The 15639-nt window shown below is 51.4% G+C and carries 11 protein-coding genes; 6 read left to right on the top strand and 5 right to left on the bottom strand.

Annotated features, from left to right (window positions below; genetic code table 11):
* Positions 1-31 precede the first annotated feature (31 nt).
* Complete coding sequence (locus LX87_RS03130; protein ID WP_111626700.1) at positions 32-1378, bottom strand: NAD(P)/FAD-dependent oxidoreductase; 1347 nt, start codon at positions 1376-1378, stop codon at positions 32-34.
* Between the two features lie 153 nt (positions 1379-1531).
* Here LX87_RS03130 and LX87_RS03125 point away from each other — a divergent pair, with 153 nt between their 5' ends.
* The 4 genes from LX87_RS03125 (at position 1532) to LX87_RS03110 (ending at position 8875) form a co-directional block, all read left to right on the top strand.
* Positions 1532-3955, top strand: coding sequence for a TonB-dependent receptor (locus LX87_RS03125; RefSeq protein WP_374755112.1), 2424 nt, complete (start codon positions 1532-1534; stop codon positions 3953-3955).
* A gap of 6 nt (positions 3956-3961) precedes the next feature.
* A complete protein-coding gene (locus tag LX87_RS03120; protein WP_111626698.1) occupies positions 3962-4927 on the top strand; it encodes a DUF4249 domain-containing protein in 966 nt (321 codons plus the stop codon).
* Positions 4928-5449: 522 nt separating this feature from the next.
* Positions 5450-7960 (top strand): TonB-dependent receptor, encoded by a 2511-nt coding sequence (locus LX87_RS03115; protein WP_310587880.1) that lies wholly within the window; start codon positions 5450-5452, stop codon positions 7958-7960.
* Positions 7961-7969: 9 nt separating this feature from the next.
* Positions 7970-8875: a DUF4249 domain-containing protein gene (locus LX87_RS03110; protein WP_111626696.1), complete on the top strand. Its 906-nt coding sequence runs from the start codon at positions 7970-7972 to the stop codon at positions 8873-8875.
* A 69-nt stretch (positions 8876-8944) separates the two neighbouring features.
* On the opposite strand, the gene LX87_RS03105 is transcribed toward LX87_RS03110, so the two are convergent.
* Positions 8945-10048 carry a chorismate mutase gene (locus tag LX87_RS03105; RefSeq protein WP_111626695.1) on the bottom strand — a complete coding sequence of 368 codons (1104 nt, stop codon included), beginning with the start codon at positions 10046-10048 and terminating at the stop codon, positions 8945-8947.
* Positions 10049-10293: 245 nt separating this feature from the next.
* On the opposite strand from LX87_RS03105, the gene LX87_RS03100 reads away from it, so the two are divergent.
* The gene (locus LX87_RS03100) at positions 10294-11505 is read left to right on the top strand and encodes a proline dehydrogenase family protein (RefSeq protein ID WP_229310531.1); all 1212 of its coding nucleotides are present in this window, start codon (positions 10294-10296) and stop codon (positions 11503-11505) included.
* Between the two features lie 90 nt (positions 11506-11595).
* Positions 11596-12363, top strand: a complete 768-nt coding sequence (locus LX87_RS03095; RefSeq protein ID WP_111626693.1) for a lipoprotein signal peptidase — start codon at positions 11596-11598, stop codon at positions 12361-12363.
* A gap of 110 nt (positions 12364-12473) precedes the next feature.
* On the opposite strand, the gene LX87_RS03090 is transcribed toward LX87_RS03095, so the two are convergent.
* The 3 genes from LX87_RS03090 to LX87_RS03080 all read right to left on the bottom strand — a co-directional run bounded on the left by LX87_RS03090 (position 12474) and on the right by LX87_RS03080 (position 15636).
* The gene (locus LX87_RS03090; RefSeq protein ID WP_111626692.1) at positions 12474-14108 is read right to left on the bottom strand and encodes a hypothetical protein; all 1635 of its coding nucleotides are present in this window, start codon (positions 14106-14108) and stop codon (positions 12474-12476) included.
* Positions 14109-14336: 228 nt separating this feature from the next.
* Complete coding sequence (locus LX87_RS03085) at positions 14337-14978, bottom strand: OmpH/Skp family outer membrane protein (protein ID WP_111626691.1); 642 nt, start codon at positions 14976-14978, stop codon at positions 14337-14339.
* A gap of 10 nt (positions 14979-14988) precedes the next feature.
* Entirely contained in the window at positions 14989-15636 is a 648-nt protein-coding gene (locus LX87_RS03080; protein WP_111627461.1) for an OmpH/Skp family outer membrane protein, read from the bottom strand.
* Positions 15637-15639 lie beyond the last annotated feature (3 nt).

The raw sequence follows: 15639 nt of genomic DNA, 5'->3' as shown, positions 1-15639 counted from the left end.
TCCTTGCCATCCAAATTCAAGACAATCCCGTTCAGGACATTTCATTTTTTACGACAAAATCCTGGGCCACCTTGTCATCTTTTCGGATAAAGGGCCGGATAATAAGCCTGGTTCCACGCTCGTAAGTAAACAGGCGGTATATCCAGTTGCTCAGCACCACCAGTTTGCTGCGGAAACCGATCAGGTAGTAAATATGAACGAACAGCCAGGCGACCCAGGCAATGAAGCCGCCGAGGTGTATATTTCCGGGCAAATCGGCCACAGCACGCACCCGACCAATGATGGCCAGAGAGCCTTTGTCGAAATAATCAAACTTGGTCATCGGCTCCCGGCGAATCAACCGGCGCAGGTTTTTCGCCAGATGCTGCCCCTGCTGAATGGCCGGTTGAGCCACGCCCGGGTGACCGTTCGGGTATTTTTCGGTTCTCATCAGGGCAATGTCGCCAATGGCAAAAATATCGGCAAAGCCCTCGACCTGATTGAATTCATTGACCATCAGCCGCCCACCGCGCCCGATAATTTCTTTCGAAAAACCGTCGATGAGCGCCCCCGTAACGCCAGCCGCCCAAACCACCGTCTGCGACCGGATTTGCTCCCCGCCTTTGAAGGTAACCACTTCGCCGTCGTACGACTCCACCAGCGTTTTCAGCTTCACAACCACCCCCAGCTCTTCGAGGTACTTTTGCGTTTTTGCACTGGCTTCGGGGGACATCGGCGGTAACACCCGGTCCAGCCCTTCAACCAGATAAATATTCATCTTACTAAAATCCAGTCCCGGATAATCGCCCGGCAGCACGTGTTTTCGCATTTCCGCCAGCGAACCGGCCATTTCCACGCCGGTCGGACCCGCGCCGACAATAACGATGTTCAGCAGACTTTCGCGAAACAACGGATCAACCGTAATGCTGGCCTGCTCGAAGGATTGTAGCAACTGGCTCCGCAGGTTCAGCGCTTCCGGAATGGTCTTGAGCGAAAACGAATACTTCTGCACCTGATCATTGCCGAAGAAATTGGCCTTGGTTCCGGTCGCAATGACTAGGTAATCGTAAGGCAGATCGCCGATCATCGTCTTGACGGTTTTTGCCACCGGATCCACCCCAAGCACCCGTACCAGCCGGAAGTGAAAATCTTCGTAATCTTCGTCGAACATTTTGCGGAGCGGCTCGGCAATGGCGTCAGGTTCCAGCCCCGCAGTGGCAACCTGATACAGCAGCGGCCAGAAACCGTGGTAGTTCTGTTTATCAAACATCACAATCTGGAAATCCTTACCATTGAGCTTTTTAACCAGATTGAGCCCCCCAAATCCACCACCGATGATCACCACCCGTGGCTTGGTCGTTTCGGGAATATTGAGTGTAAGTTTATCAAAATTCAGCATGACTGTTGTGTGTTAATCAGGTCGTTGCTATGATAACTCTCCTTCGCCTAAACTGTTAAGTTCTGTTCGGTTATACTTTTTGAACGTCCTCTGTCGTAATAACAAATACTACGCTTGACAAATGCCCGAATGAAGCACTTCTTTCTGTTTTTCATGGTCTTTTTAGGAACCGCAATCCCGGTTCTGGCCCAGTCGTTTTCCGGCCGATCTCTCGTAACGGTGAGCGGTTACGTCTACGAAACCGGTAGCCGGGAAGCGCTCATCGGCGTCAACGTCTACCTGCCCGGCACCGCCACCGGTACGACCACCAACACCTACGGCTTTTACTCGCTGACGCTGCCCGCTCAGGATTCATTGACGCTTGCCTTTTCCTTTGTCGGCTACGAAACCGTACAAAAGACCCTCTCGTTGCGGAAAAATAATGAAGTTACGGTGTTGCTCACGCCCGGCCAGGTTCTCTCGGAGGTGACCGTGAGCGGAAAACGCAGTGAGGAGAAAGTGAGTGAAAGCCCTCAGATGAGTAAAGTAGACATTCCTGTTGCACAAATCAAAAAGATACCGGCTTTTCTGGGCGAAAAAGATGTCCTGAAAGTGCTGCAACTCATGCCCGGTGTGCAGAAAGGCTCTGAAGGCAGCACCGGCATCTACGTGCGCGGGGGCGGCCCCGATCAGAATTTAATTATGCTCGACGACGCCATTGTCTACAACGCCAATCACCTGTTCGGTTTCTTTTCGGTCTTCAACGGCGATGCGCTCAAGAGTGTAGAACTGATTAAGGGCGGTTTTCCGGCGCGGTTTGGCGGACGGCTCTCTTCGGTCATTGAAATGAACATGAAGGAAGGCAACAAGGAGAAACTGCACGGCGAAGGCGGTATTGGACTGATTGCATCGCGACTCACCCTCGAAGGACCGCTTACGAAAAAAAAATCCGGCGCGGGCTCGTCCGGGACGCGCTCGTCTTCGTTTCTGGTGTCGGCCCGGCGGACCTACCTGGATTTTGTGGCCCGGCCCATCATTAAACAGCAAACCGACGGGCAAACCGTAGCGGGTTATTACTTCTACGACCTGAACGCCAAAGCGAATTATGATTTCGGCCCCAAAAACAAGCTGTACCTGAGCGGTTATTTCGGTCAGGACCGGTTTTACGCCGATGACAAAGAATCGCTGACGAAGATCAATCTCGACTGGGGAAACACCACGGCAACACTCCGCTGGAACCACCTGTTTACGCAGCGGCTTTTTTCCAACCTCTCGCTGATTTTCAGCAATTATAAATTCCAGATTCGGGCGGACGAACGGGATGTGGTATCGGCGGACCTGTTTTCGCTGCGCTACAGTTCGGGCATCCGGGATTTTTCGCTGAAATACGATATTGATTTTTACCCGTCTCCAAAACATTCGTTACGGTTTGGCGTCCAGAGTATTGCGCACCGTTTTACGCCCAGCGCCGTGGTGTTGCAGAATACCCTCATCAACCAGTTCACCACTGAAATCGACGCCATCAATGTGCTCGAATCCGGCCTGTATGCCGAAGACAACTGGCGACCCAACGCCCGCTGGCGCATCAATGCGGGCATTCGGTTGAGTCATTTTGTGCAGAAAGAGGTCAACTACCTCCGCCCCGAACCGCGCATCTCGGCGGCTTACGTGCTGAAACCGTCGCTGTCGGTCAAGGCGTCGTATGCGCTCATGAACCAGTATGTGCATTTGCTGTCAAATACTGGTATTGGCTTACCGACGGATTTGTGGGTACCGACCACCGATCGGGTCAAACCGCAGCAATCGCAGCAGGTCGCCGTCGGTCTGGCGAAAGATTTTAACGACCGGGGAGCCGGACGGGGTTTGACGCTGACCCTCGAAGGCTATTACAAAACCATGAACAGCATCATCAATTACCGCGAAGGTGCCAGCTTTCTGCTGGTCAACGACCCGACTTCGGCCAATCAGGTGCGGTGGGAAGACAACGTGACGGCGGGCCGGGGCTGGTCGTACGGTGCCGAATTTCTCCTGCAAAAAAAACAGGGACGGTTTACGGGCTGGACCGGGTATACGCTCTCGTGGACGCAGTGGCAGTTTCCGGAACTGAATTTTGGCCAGAAGTTTTTCCCGCGCTACGACCGGCGGCACGACATTTCGCTGGTTGGTATTTACGAGATCAGTCCGCGCATTACGCTGTCTGGAACGTGGGTCTACGGTACGGGTAACGCCCTGACGGTTCCGCTGGCGAAATATCAGGCCGCCACCCACCAGCCCAATCCGATCATCAACAACGAAAATTCCTTTATTAATCCGTTTTTCAATTATGGCCGGGCCGTGAACGACTACAGCACCAAGAATAGTTTCCGGGCCGAAGCGTATCACCGGATGGACCTTGGGGTTCAGTTTCACAAGAAAAAACGCCACCACGAACGCACCTGGGAGATCAGTGTTTACAACCTCTATAACCGCCGAAACCCGTTCTTCTACCAGCTCACTACCCAGACCAGCGAACAGACCAGTCAGCCGACGCGGACGGTTTTTCAGCGCTATTCGGTTTTTCCCATTGTTCCGTCGGTTACATACGGTTTTAAATTTTAGGCTCTTATGGTAATTCGTTCAATACTTCTGTCGGTACTGCTTGTATTCGGGACGATGGCCTGCCAGAATCTGGTCACCGAAATTGATCCATCCCGGCTGCCCCAAATGGACCGTAAACTGGTTGTTAATGGTTATCTGTCGCCCCAGGATACGGTTTTGGCCGTATCGGTTTCCAGCTCCCAGACGGTTCTGGGCGACATTGTGGGCGATTCGGTCAATACGGTTGGGGAAGCCACGGTCACGATCCGCAGCGAAGGGAAAGCCATCACCTTAGCCTACGATCCAGCCGAACGGGCGTATCTGGCCGACGCCCGCCGGTTTCCGATTCAGGCCGGAAAAACCTATACCGTACAGGTTGACGCACCGGGTTTCGAAACCGTAACCAGTTCCTGCACCGTGCCCCAAGCCGTTCCGGTAGCAGAGTTAAAACTCGACTCGACGCGGAATTATACCGACTCAGGCATCGAACTCACCTGGACGTACGGGGTGCGGGTGGTGTGGCAGGACCCGGCGGGCGAAACAAATTTTTATCGGGTAGTCGGTTACGGGGAGTGTCTGAGCCGGATTCCGCCAACCGGAACTGCGCACATTGATTCGACCACCCCGAAGGTACTGACCCGGGGCATCATCGGTTTCGGACGGCTGGAACAATTCATTTCCGACCGGAATCAGGACGGGCAACGGCTCGTTTCGGCGCGGGGCGAGGTACCCCGGTTTTTCGATTATGCTTACTACGACAGCACAACCCAGCAGACGTATTCGGGGAGTCATTTCTATACCAAACCGTTAACCCTGCGCCTTTCCGTTTTACAGACCGACGAAAATTATTACCGATACCATCGGGCGCGTCAGCAACAGCGTCAATCGCAGGGAAACCCGTTTGCCGAACCGATTCTGATGCCGTCGAACATTCAGGGCGGACTGGGCTGTTTTGCAGCCTACAACCGTTCGACGATGGAAGTTCGCCTATAACGGTTTTCTGTGCCGGAACAGGCCGAAGAGTCGCAATTACTGGCAGCTCTATCCCGAAACAGCCAGCCGTATACTATGTAACGTGATCATCCAGCTCCGCGCGTTCTCATTCGTTGTCGGCGCTGGTTCCGCTCAACTACCGGTTGCGTACGCTGGCACGGGTAGCCGCGTTTGCATCTACGCCTTTTCGGTCAACCCGGACGGAAAATAACACTGACTATCAGCCTGTTAAAACACCAATTGAGCACAATGAAAAAACCGCTCGGGTTGATAAAAAATGACCATTACAGCGAATTCTGACATATGAAAATCTTCCGGCGCGGTTCTACTACAATCGATTTGATTGTCCCCTGAATGGTGGCTGCGAAACCAGGGAGGTTTGGAAAATAAAAGGAATAATCTGTATGATAGCCAGATTACCGTATAATAACAATTTTTATTGGGCCGTATGATATAAAATTCACAATTTACGACTGATAATTAATTACTTTAGTTCCCGCCCATCCACGACAGTCCGTCTCTATGAAACATCTGGTTACGATGCTATGCCTTCTCCTTTCCGGTTTTTGTGGCTGGAGTCAGACACAGTATACCGTCCGTGGAAAGGTTTCGGAAGAGGGTCGCGGCACCGCGCTCGCCGGCGTACATGTCTATGTACCCGAAAAAATGCTAGGTACTACGACAAATGCCCGGGGTTCCTTTTCACTGGCGTTGCCCGCCCAGGACAGTCTGACGCTGGTATTCTCGCACGTGGGTTATCAGACCGTTCAGAAAACCATTCCGTTTCAAAACGATCAGGAACTGGAGATTGCGTTGCCCATTGGGCAGGTTCTGGAAGAATTGAATGTTCGCGCAACACCGGAGCGGGCGGCAGAAAGTGCCCAGATGAGTCAGATTGCGGTCTCGGCTGAAGAGATTGCAAAGATTCCGGCCCTGCTGGGCGAAAAAGACGTCCTGCGGGTCCTGCAACTGTTACCGGGTGTACAGAAAGGCTCCGAGGGAAGTACCGGCATTTACGTGCGGGGCGGTGGCCCCGACCAGAATTTAATCCTCCTTGACGATGCCGTTATTTACAACTCCGGGCATTTGCTGGGCTTTTTTTCGGCATTTAATGGTAGTACCGTTCGAAACATCGAACTGACCAAAGGCGGTTTTCCGGCGCGATTTGGCGGACGGCTTTCCTCCGTGATTGAGGTCAATACCCGGGAGGGAAATTCGGAAAAACTGGCCGGAGAAGCCAGTGTAGGTCTTATTTCGTCACGGCTGTTGCTGGAAGGACCGCTCGGAAAAAAGAAAGCAGGTAAATCGCCCGCAACGTTTCTGATCGCGGGCCGCCGGACCTATGTTGACCTGCTCAGCAACCTGCTTACGCCTTCTGCCCAATCGCAGTCGGTGCAGAGTAACACCTATTTTTACGACCTGAATGGCCGCCTGAACTACACGCTCGGCCGGAAAGATAAGCTTTTTCTAAGCGGCTACTGGGGGCGTGATGCCTTTCTGAACAACCAGGGGTCGAACGGCAATCCGTTGCAGGGCAGTCTGAACTGGCGAAATTCTACCGCCACGCTCCGCTGGAATCGCGTTGTTTCGGATCAGGTCCTGTTCAACGTTTCGCTTATTTACAATCAATACCGTCTAAATGTCGCCAACGAAGGAAGAGCCGAGCTTGACACCAACGGACTGCGGTATTCCCTCCGGTATCGGTCCGGCATTCGGGATCTTTCCCTGAAGTACGCCGTTGAATTTTACCCGACCAACCATCAGATCCGGTTTGGCCTCCAGACCACGCAACACCGCTTTACGCCCGGTGCCGTGGTGACAGCGGGCGACCGGGAGCCGACCTCGCCCGGTGTATTTATTGATGCGCTGGAATCCGGTCTGTACGGCGAAGATACCTGGCATCCCGCTTCCCGCTGGCGTTTGAACGCTGGTTTCCGACTCAGCCATTTTCTGATGCTCCAGACTGGCCAATTGGCAACCGACGGCAAGGCGATGGACCAAACCAACTTTCCTATCCCGATTATCGGTCTGCTCATGGGTCTAGCGCCTAAAAACGGCCGCCCCGTTCAGTATTTCCGGGCCGAACCGCGGTTGTCGGCAGCTTTCCAGATCGACAGCTCTACGGCCATCAAGGCATCCTACGCACTGATGAATCAGTATGCGCACCTGCTGTCGAACAACGGAATGGGCCTGCCCGCCGATTTGTGGGTTCCAACGACCGAACGCATCAAACCCCAGCAGGCTCAGCAGTTCGCCGTCGGGCTGGCCAAAGATTTTATCCATCCTACCAACCCCCGGCGAAGTTTGACGCTGACGCTGGAAGGCTATTATAAACGGCTGGAAAATACCATCAGCTATGCGGAAGGAACCAGCTTTCTGAGCACCGAAACGTCGAAAGCAGCCAGCCCGACCCCTTGGGAAAATAACATTACAACGGGCCGGGGCTGGTCCTACGGCAGCGAATTTTTTCTGCAAAAGAAAACCGGACGGCTTTCGGGCTGGATTGGCTACACCCTTTCCTGGACCTGGTGGCAATTTCCGAGCCTGAACGGGGGCGCCAAATTTAATCCCCGTTACGACCGCCGACACGATGCTTCCGTCGTGGGTATCTATGAAATCAAACCCGGGATTACACTATCCTGGACCTGGGTGTATGGCACGGGTCAGGCGCTAACCCTGCCGATCTCCCGGTTCACGGGCTACGAAAACCGCCCGACTTACCCCGTTGGTACGGGAAAACCGTTGCAGCAATTGTTCGGCAATGGCCCCAACGTGAAGGAGTACAGCGGTCGTAACGGTTTCCGGGCCGAGCCTTACCACCGACTGGATGTGGGCGCCCGTTTTTTCAAACAGCGAAAACACTACGCCCGTACCTGGGAAGTTGGCGTTTACAACCTGTATAACCGGCGAAATCCTTATTATTATTCACTGGAAGGGAAAAGCCAGGGGCCGGGTAAACATTCGAAAAGCGTGTTGTATAAGTATTCGCTGTTCCCGGTGGTTCCGTCGGTTAGTTACACAATAGCCTTTTAATTTCAGTTCATGAGACGATTCAGCTTTCTGTTTGGTGCTCTTCTGTTTTTCTCCTGTCAGAGCCTTCGGCAGGAGGTGGAACCTCAACAACTGGCCGACCAACCGGTTAAGCTAATCGTGGCCTGCTTTATTGCACCCCAGGATACCGTTTTGGCGGCTAAAATAACCCGCTCGCGCCCGATCCTGGACGACGAACCGGTGAATGGGCTAAACATTACCAGTGCCACGGTAATGCTGGAGAATGGTACACGCTCCATTGTCCTGAAGTATGATTCCGATCTCCAGTATTACCGGGCTGATCCTGAAGACTTTCCGATTCAGGCCGGAAAAACCTATCAGCTAAAGATTAAAACACGGGACGGCCGATTGCTACAGGCGCAAACGACGGTACCGGATCCGGCCCGGTTGCAACGGGCACAACTGGATTCGGAACGGGTGATCGAAAACAACGAAATAAAGAAACGATTTTTCACGCGTTACTACTGGACCGATCTTCCCAACCAAAGTAATTATTACCAAACCAATGGGGTAATTACATACCCTTGTCTGACGTGTTCGCCCATTGAAACCGTTCGTCAACCGGTTCAGTTTATAACCGGTGAAGGTTCTCAGGCGATTTACACCGATGAGGATAGCCCAAACGGACCCATGACATCCGCCAAGGGATACATGGGCGCTTCCATTCCGTCCGACAAGCACTTCTTTCCCGTCTTCTTCAGCAGACCGTTTGTGCTTACGGCCAGCTTACTCCATGTAAACAACGACTATTTTCGCTACCACCAGGCACTCGCTCAACAGCTCGAAATTGAGGACAATCCCTTTGCCGAGCCGGTACCCATTCCGGGCAACATCCAGGGTGGGCTGGGCTGTTTTGGGGCCTATAACCGTTCAACGGTAACCGTTACGCTGAAATGAGCGCAAAAAAAGAGGAAAGGCATCCTGGCGACACCTTTCCTCTTTTTAACTTATTGTTTATTTCAGCAATCAGGCACTTTGCTCGTTGCTGTTCATTACTTCCGTTTGCTTCCGGATGGATTCCATGTGAATGATCTTGAAGATCTCTTCCACCAGTTCCGGATACAGGCCCATTTTCTTGCCTTGTTTTGCGCGGGTTTCGTGTACTTCTTTCCAACGTTCGGGCTGGAAGACGGTTACGTTGTTGTCGCGCTTGTATTCAGCCAGTTTTTCAACCAACGCCATCCGGGCCGCCAGGGTTTCAACCAGTTGCCGGTCAACATTGTCGATTTTGCTGCGAATCTGCTCAAGGGCGTTCTGGAACTCCAGGTTTGGCGAATCCGCTTTCCGAATGTGCAGGTGCTCCAGCATTTCGCCGAAAGCCGCCGGGGTCAACTGCTGAGCTGCATCGCTCCAGGCATTATCCGGATCAATGTGTGACTCAACGATCAGACCGTCGTAGTTGAGGTCCATCTGCATCTGCGCCAGTTCCTGCAAATACGCCCGCTTGCCGGCCATGTGGCTCGGGTCGCCGATGATGGGCAGATTTGGGAAGGTTGATTTCAGCTCGATGGCCATTTGCCACAGCGGCACATTACGGTATTTAGAAGCCTCGCCCGTTGAAAAGCCGCGGTGAATAGCACCTAGTTTGGTGATACCGGCACCCGCAATCCGCTCAAACGCGCCGATCCAGAGGGCCAGATCCGGATTAACCGGGTTCTTCACCAGAACGGGTACGTCAACGCCCCGCAGTGCATCGGCAATCTCCTGGACGTTAAACGGGTTTACGGTTGTGCGGGCACCTACCCACAGAATGTCAACACCGTATTTCAGGGCCAGTTCGATGTGCTCGGGAGTCGCTACTTCCACCGCAAACGGCAGACCGGTTTCGGCTTTGGCGCGCTGAATCCACGGCAGAGCGGCTTTTCCCATGCCTTCAAAGCTACCGGGGCGCGTACGGGGTTTCCATACACCAGCCCGAATGACATGAACGGCGCCCAACTGGCTCAATTGGCGGGCCGTTTCCACTAATTGCTCTTCGGTTTCGGCACTGCATGGGCCTGAAATGATGAGCGGTTTTCCGTTCGTCTCTACCCAGCTATTGAGCGGCAGGACTTCTAAACTTGGCTTCATACTGGTACTCTATTCTTGTGATTACTTCTATTACTCTATCGGAAACTTTTATTAAATTTTTTTAGTATACTAACTGTAGATACAACCGTTTTTCCGTTAACTTTACATCCCTTTTGCGCTGACAACAAAACGAGGCTAAAACAAGTTTACCGATCAGTGTTAGGAATACCGGAAACAAATTTTAACTTTCGGACCTCAAGTTGGTGCATCAGACAGTAATTATGTCAAACCGAAGTCCATCTTCTATGCCAACGATCGTTCAACGGGCCACTGTATCCAAGGCCGTATCGTTTGAAGACACGTCGATTGCCTTTTCTTCCCAGTCCAACAAGAAATTATTCAAAACGTACTGGTTATTTGCGTTGATGAACCGGGGTTGGCTGGTAAATTTAGGTACTTTTTTTATCAAACTGGCATTGAACCTCAAACTTCCCGTAAAAAAACTCATTAAGAGTACGATTTTCGAGCAGTTCTGCGGGGGAGAGACCATACGTGATTGTGAAAAAACGATCCAGAAACTGCACGACGGTCACGTTGGCACCATTTTGGATTATTCCGTTGAAGGAGAAGGGAGCGAAACCTCCTACGACGAAACCGTACTGGAAATTCTGCGGACTATCGAACGGGCCAGTGAGTCCAACGATATTCCGTTCTGTGTTTTCAAAGTTACCGGCATTGCTTCTACCGAATTACTGGAAAAAGTGCAGGCCGGTGACACGCTAACCGATGCCGAGCAGGAAGCCTACGAGCGGGTTCAGCAGCGGGTTGATGCGCTTTGCCGCCGGGCCAGCGAACGCAGTATCCGAATCTTTATTGATGCCGAAGAAAGCTGGATTCAGGACACCATTGATGCGCTTGCCTACACCATGATGGATCGTTACAACCGTCAGCAGTGTATTGTTTACAATACCTACCAGCTGTACCGTTCCGATAGCCTGGGTAATCTGAAAAAAAGTGTCCAGACCGCCCGTAACAAAGGGTATCTGCTGGGTGCCAAGCTGGTTCGGGGAGCCTATCTTGAGAAAGAACGCATCCGGGCCTACGAAGGTGAATACCTCGACCCTATTCATCATACCAAGGCAGAAACCGACCGGGACTTTAACGAAGCCGTTGATTTCTGCATGGCCAACCGGGATATCGTATCGATCTGCCTGGGAACGCACAACGAATATAGCTGCCAGTATTGCATCAGCCATATGCAGGAGTTACGGCTTGCGCCTAATGATCCGCACATCTGGTTTGCTCAGTTGCTGGGGATGAGCGACAACATCTCCTATAACTTGGCCAATGCCGGTTATAATGTCGCCAAATATGTCCCGTATGGTCCGGTTGAAGCTGTCATGCCGTATCTGTTCCGCCGGGCTGCCGAAAACAAGTCGATTGCCGGTCAGAGCAGCCGCGAGTATCTTCTGGTAAAAAAGGAGCTGCAACGTCGGAAAAACTGCCAAAATAAGTAGATTCGCCGAATTCAGGAGTTTTACTCCAAAAACCTTCACCCGGCTGGCTGCTACCAAGTCTGACCAACCGGGTGATTTACGTTATAAATCATGGTAAAGAAAAGTCCGCTGAAGTTCTTTGTGTTGAGTCTGGTATTGATCGCGCTGGATCAGGCGGTTAAATTGTTGGTACACTTCAATATGGAGCCGGGATTTGCCGGCCAGATTCGGCTCGTCGGCGATTGGCTTAAGTTACACTATGTTTTGAATCCGGGCATGGCTTTTGGAATGCAGTTAGGCCACGAATACGGCAAATTGCTGCTTAGCCTGTTTCGTCTGGTTGCTATGGGCGGTATTGGCTGGTATCTGGTGCATCTGGCCCACCGGGGTGCTCCCAATGGTTTGCTCTGGGCAATGTCAATGATTCTGGCCGGAGCGGTTGGCAACGTCATTGACAGCACCTTCTACGGCGTTTTCCTTGACAACGCTCCCTATGGCTCTACAACGCCCTGGTTTCACGGTCAGGTAATTGATATGATTTTTGTGGATGTCTGGGAAGGCTTTTTGCCGGATTGGGTACCGGTTTGGGGCGGTCAGTATTACTCCACCCCGATTTTTAATATTGCGGACTCCTGCATCTTTGTCGGCGTTTGTATTATTCTGTTCTTTCAGCGTCGGTTTTTCCACGATCAGCAGGACGAAGACGGCTTTTTACCCGAAGACCCATCGCCCGAAAACGCTTCGGTCCTGCCCGTCGATGAGTTCGAAAACACCCCTTCCACGCAAACGAACGCGGAGAAAGATCCGGACCCGGTTCCCTCCGACGAACCGCGAGCCAGTCAGCCGGATCACGGGGCAGACGATGAACGTACCCGCTAATTGTCAAAAGGCGTTTTTTAAGGCTTATTGACCTCAAAATAAAGCCCGGCTTGCAAGCTGCAAGCCGGGCTTTATTTTGGAATTCAGGACACCTGCCGCACCGTAACCCGTTATTGCCGGTGCGTTGGCTGACGACTGCTGGTTTGCCCCTCTTCCATAGGTGAGAAATCTTTAAACATACGCTTGAGTGCTTTGTCATTGGCCTCGGTCTTACTCTGCCAGGCAGCATCCAGTTCCAGCGCCACTAAACCCGAGAGGCTCATAGCCGCCCGAAAATCATCAAGCTTCTTGACAAAATCCGGATTTCGCCGGGTGGCCTTGAGGGCAAACTCGCGGGCAAAAACATCGCCTTTGTTCTGCAACTCACTTTTTTTACTCATGACGTAGTTGAAACGGTCGAGCAGGTCTTTCATCGATTTACCAATAACTTCCGTCGCTTCGAGTGTTCCCATTGTCAGCACGGCCGTCCCGCCTACCGCCGATACATACCGCATATTGGTTTGTATTTTGGTATTCTGGTTATTGGCTACGATGGCCGGGGTAACACCGGTAACCGCTCCGAGTCCAGCGTTGGCAACCGACCGATTCCGCTTTCCGGTTTTGGCTTTCCGGTAACTTTTCTTGAGTTCTTCTTCCTTTTCACCCAATTGCGTCAGCAGGTTCCAGGCCGTTACCAGCGACTGGCGGTATTGGGTGTAGAGGTAGCGATCCTTCTCATCTTCATTTTCGGCATTGTATACCGTGAAATTAATTTTCCGCTCGGCCCGGTTCTGGCCCTGATCCAGCACGAAAAACACGATCTGAAACGCCAGTGAATCGTAGGGATCTTTCACAAAGTTGTAGCCCGGATTCCAGATGAACTCATAATTCGTTTCCGCATTTTTCCGCAACGAACTCTTGGGTACATCCTGACTTTCCGACAAAAAGTCAAAGGTCTTGATATCGTCGTCGCCGTTGGGATCGGCTAAATAAAATTTCAGGTTGACGGTCGCATTTTCCTTGATCCGAATCCGCGATACCTCAGGAACCATCGTAATTTCGGGGGGTATATCCATCTGCGTAACTTCCAGCTTTAACCGGCCTTTGGTACGTGATTTGGCAGGCTGATCTTCCACCCAGAATTCAATATAATCTCCCTTGCTGTTCTTAAGCTGATGAAACTGATTCAGAGACGGCTGCCAGGTTATTTCTCCCTGTGCCGTCATCTTGGCCCCTTCCGGCAACTTATCCGGCATGGGAATAAATACGACTGGATCGTTGTCTTCGTCCCGAATGGCGGCCGCGTCAATTTTGTATACGTTCTGCGTTTTGTTCCGAACGTAGAAGGGACGTAAATCGCCCACAACAGGCGCCCGGTTTACGTGCTGCACCTTAAAGTCAACCGACTGGGTTGCTGTTTCGCCTTCTTTATTCCGAATCTCAAAAATAACCGGAATGGATTTGGTGGTATTGATGCGGTCGGCAATATCAAAACCGGGTGTCCACCGGAAATTGCCTAGTGAATCCAGCGTCATGCCTTCCATCTGCCCTTGTTTGATGGCATAGGTCAATGTGTCGGATTTACCACCTGCCGCTCTTAGCGTAAATTCGATTAATTGGCCTTCGGCCACCGAATTCCAGGTCGTATTCAGACGATCCACCTGGTTCGGTAGGATTATTTGAAGAGGTTTACTTTCCTGTCCAAAGCTGCTTAGTCTGGTAAATAGTACTAATATAGCAACTATACTCCCTATTTTTTGCAACATGAGGAATCTGTTACTGATGGTTTTAAAGTGTAACGCAAAAATACTAGATAGATTTTATGTAAGCCGAAAACAGGCTATTTTATTAGGCTCACTTGTTATAATACGATTCTGAGTTGCATTTAAACCGGATAAAGTTTACGGCTTATTTCCTACCTGTTAAAGCCGTACCTCGTAAAAAGACAAAAAGCCGCCCAAAAGTGAGCGGCTCTCCGTACATCCATTTGTTTCTTAATTCTTCTTCGGAGCCGGTTTCGCAGCATTCGTGTTGGTAGGCTGTTGCGTCGTTTGAGCAGCCGGTTGCTTCGACGGAATCGCTACACCCATTTTTTTGAACACCAGGTTGGTAACATCATTTTCTTCCGGAGCATACAGCAGTACGGGGATGGTACCCGAACCAGCATCCAGATTGAAAACGAAGGTGAAACCGCTCTCTTTGGCTACCGCATCAATATTCGTCTGAATCTTCTGCATCACCGGATTCACCAGCTGGTTGTATTTGGTCTGCAACTGAGTCGATGAGTTTGCCTGAAACTCCTGAATCCGTTGTTGCAACCCCTGAAGTTCTTTCTCTTTATCCGCTTTGATTACATCAGACATCTGCGCCTGGCCTTTTTCGTAAGCGCCCAGCTTATCCTGAAACTCTTTGGTCATATCACCATAGTTTTTCTCCAACTGCGTCCGTTGAATGGTAAGCTGGTTTTGAATATCCTTGAATTCCGGCATATTTTGCAGGATATATTCCATGTTCGTGTAACCGATCTTCACAGATGCTACCGGAGCCGCTGTCGTGGCCGGTTGTTGCGCCTGTGCCCACACCTGGCTTCCTCCTAATAGCAGGGTTACTGCCAGTGCAATGAGTTTGTTTTTCATTCTAATCGTATTATTTTGGTTGTTTTGATGGTTTACTTGTTGCATTAGATCTTGAATTGCCCGCCGGGTTTAATCGCTCTTCCGAAGAATTTGTACCGGGAGCTTCGGCCGGAGCGGTTGTATTTTTCGCTTTTAAGTCAGCCGTCAACCCCAACTCCTCCATAACATAGTCCGTGTAATCATGCTTCGGATTGGTGTAGAGCATTACAACACCTTCGCTGGCTTTATCCAGCACCATGTCCAGCCGTTTCTGAGCCGCTACCTTGTCGATGGCCCGCATCACCGTTTCGGTCACAGGTTTCATCAGTTCTTTCTTCTTCTGAAACAGCAGGCCTTCGTAGCCGAATACCTTGTTGTTATACTCCCGGGCCTCACGCTCCTTTTCGCTGATGATCCGCAACCGCTCCCGCTTCATGTCCTCCGTCAGCAGGATTTCCTCGGCCTGATACGTCTTTTGCAATTTATCGATCTCCGAATATTTATCCTGAATATCCTTCGACCACTTTTCGGCGAACTGGTCAATCTCCGTCAGCGCTTTCTGATACGCGGGCATCTTGCTGGTGATAAACTCCGAGTCAACATACCCTAGTTTTTGCGCCTGTACCGACCCAAAGGCCGAAAAGGAGAGCAAAGCTACAAAAATTAGTCCTTTTATCATGAC

Origin of the sequence: Larkinella arboricola (genome assembly GCF_003259745.1) — a bacterium.
In the GTDB taxonomy this organism is placed as follows: Bacteria; Bacteroidota; Bacteroidia; order Cytophagales; family Spirosomataceae; genus Larkinella; species Larkinella arboricola.
The sequence above is the reverse complement of the archived record's forward strand: the minus strand, read 5'-3'. Positions and strand labels throughout refer to the sequence as shown.